1 rRNA gene is annotated in these 2,957 nt (G+C 52.7%); it reads left to right on the top strand.

Annotation, left to right across the window (positions count from 1 at the left end):
* Positions 1–70: 70 nt before the first annotated feature.
* Positions 71–2,957: ribosomal RNA gene (locus DWX26_RS04185) — 23S ribosomal RNA — on the top strand.

Raw genomic sequence — 2,957 nt, 5'->3', positions numbered from 1 at the left:
TCAATTGCTTTTAAAGCAGAGAACACAAAAGCCTGTCATCAACGCTATGATGGCAGCGGACCAAGAATACAGGTCAAGCATTAAGAGCGCAGGGTGGATGCCTTGGCACTGAGAGCCGATGAAGGACGTGATAAGCTGCGAAAAGCTTCGGGGAGGAGCAAATATCCATTGATCCGGAGATATCCGAATGGGGAAACCCACTTGAGCAAACCTCAAGTATCCATACGCCAATCCATAACGTATGGAAGGGAACCGGGGGAACTGAAACATCTAAGTACCCCGAGGAGAAGAAAGAAACCTCGATTTCCAAAGTAGCGGCGAGCGAAATGGAAAGAGCCCAAACCGTGGTGCGTGCACCGCGGGGTTGTGGACTGCATAAGGTACTCGAATCAATAGCCGAACAGTTTTGGGAAATCTGATCAGAGAGGGTGAAAATCCCGTAGGCGAAATTGATGAGAGGCTGGCAGGATCCAGAGTACCACGAGACACGGGAAACCTTGTGGGAAGCAGGAGGGACCACCCTCCAAGGCTAAATACTCCTCAGTGACCGATAGCGCATAGTACTGTGAAGGAAAGGTGAAAAGGACCCCGGGAGGGGAGTGAAAGAGAACCTGAAACCCTGTGTTTACAAGCTGTGGAAGTGCCTTATGTGCACAACCGCGTACTTTTTGTAGAACGGTCCGGCGAGTTACGTTTACTGGCAAGGTTAAGTACTATAGGTACGGAGCCGAAGGGAAACCAAGTCTTAAGAGGGCGTGAAGTCAGTAAGAGTAGACCCGAAACCGGGTGATCTACCCATGTCCAGGCTGAAGCTGCCGTAAGAGGTAGTGGAGGGCCGAACGCACATCCGTTGAAAAGGGTGGCGATGAGGTGTGGGTAGGGGAGAAATTCCAATCGAACCCGGAGATAGCTGGTTCTCCTCGAAATAGCTTTAGGGCTAGCCTCGATGGAGTCTTACGGAGGTAGAGCACTGAATTTCTAAGGGGGCGTCAAAGCTTACCAAGGGATATCAAACTCCGAATGCCGTAAAGATGCTCATCGGGAGTCAGACTGCACGAGATAAGTTGGGCAGTCAAAAGGGAAAGAGCCCAGACCTGCTGCTAAGGTCCCAAAGTACGTGTTAAGTGGAAAAGGATGTGGGATTTCGAAGACAACTAGGATGTTGGCTCAGAAGCAGCCACACATTCAAAGAGTGCGTAATAGCTCACTAGTCGAGAGGTCCTGCGCCGAAAATGTCCGGGGCTGAAACACGACACCGAAGCACAGGATACCGTATGGTATGGTAGAGGAGCATTGCTGGCGCGACGAAGCAGTACCGGAAGGAGCTGTGGAGTGCCAGGAAGAGAGAATGCCGGAATGAGTAGCGAGAGAGAGGTGGGAATCCTCTCGGCCGAATATCCAAGGTTTCCAGGGTAAAGCTGATCTGCCCTGGGTAAGTCGGGGCCTAAGGAGAGGCAGAAATGCGTATCCGATGGACAGCAGGTTGAGATTCCTGCACTATCTTAAAACAGAACTGTGGGGACATTTGTGGAGAGCACAGGCGCGGAACGGAAAGCCGCGTGCAAGCGAAGGAGGAGTCACATAGGAAAAACCGTGTGGCAATCCAAAGGCGTGATGCGGACCGAACTAAAGTAGGGAAGTGTGTGAGCCATGAATCAAGAAAAGCCGCTATTGTTTTTAAGATACCCGTACCGTAAACCGACACAGGTGGATGAGGAGAGAATCCTAAGGCCGGCGGAAGAAGCATTGTTAAGGAACTCGGCAAAATGACCCCGTAACTTCGGGAGAAGGGGTGCCAACGAGAGTTGGCCGCAGAGAATAGGCTCAAGCAACTGTTTAGCAAAAACACAGGTCTATGCAAAACCGTAAGGTGAGGTATATGGGCTGACGCCTGCCCGGTGCTGGAAGGTTAAGAGGAGAGGTTAGCGCAAGCGAAGCTTTGAATTTAAGCCCCAGTAAACGGCGGCCGTAACTATAACGGTCCTAAGGTAGCGAAATTCCTTGTCGGGTAAGTTCCGACCCGCACGAAAGGCGTAATGATTTGAGCGCTGTCTCGACAATGCATCCGGTGAAATTGAAGTACCAGTGAAGATGCTGGTTACCCGCGCCAGGACGGAAAGACCCCATGGAGCTTTACTCCAGTTTGGTACTGGGGTCCGGCAGTGCATGTACAGGATAGGTGGGAGGCTGTGAACCTGGAACGCCAGTTTCAGGGGAGCCATTGTTGGGATACCACCCTTGTGCTGCTGGGCTTCTAACCAGCGGCCTTTATCAGGCCGGGGGACAATGCCAGACGGGGAGTTTGACTGGGGCGGTCGCCTCCGAAAGGGTATCGGAGGCGCTCAAAGGTTCCCTCAGAATGGTCGGAAACCATTCGAAGAGTGCAAAGGCAGAAGGGAGCTTGACTGCGACACCGACGGGTGGAGCAGGTACGAAAGTAGGACTTAGTGATCCGGTGGTATTAAGTGGGAATGCCATCGCTCAACGGATAAAAGCTACCCTGGGGATAACAGGCTTATCACTCCCAAGAGTTCACATCGACGGAGTGGTTTGGCACCTCGATGTCGGCTCATCGCATCCTGGGGCTGTAGTAGGTCCCAAGGGTTGGGCTGTTCGCCCATTAAAGCGGTACGCGAGCTGGGTTCAGAACGTCGTGAGACAGTTCGGTCCCTATCCGGCGTGGGCGTAGGATATTTGAGAGGAGCTGTCCTTAGTACGAGAGGACCGGGATGGACTGACCTCTGGTGTACCGGTTGAACCGCCAGGTTCACGGCCGGGTAGCCAAGTCGGGAAGGGATAAACGCTGAAGGCATCTAAGCGTGAAGCCCCCCTCAAGATGAGATATCCCATTCGAAAGAAGTAAGACCCCTTGAAGACGACGAGGTAGATAGGGCAGAGGTGGAAGTGCCGTAAGGCATGGAGCTGACTGTTACTAATCGGTCGAGGGCTTGACCTAA

It is taken from the genome of Blautia sp. AF19-1 (assembly GCF_003479155.1).
In the GTDB taxonomy this organism is placed as follows: Bacteria; Bacillota; Clostridia; order Lachnospirales; family Lachnospiraceae; genus Fusicatenibacter; species Fusicatenibacter saccharivorans.
Note: the sequence above shows the minus strand (reverse complement) of the source record. Positions and strands in the feature narration are given on the sequence as shown.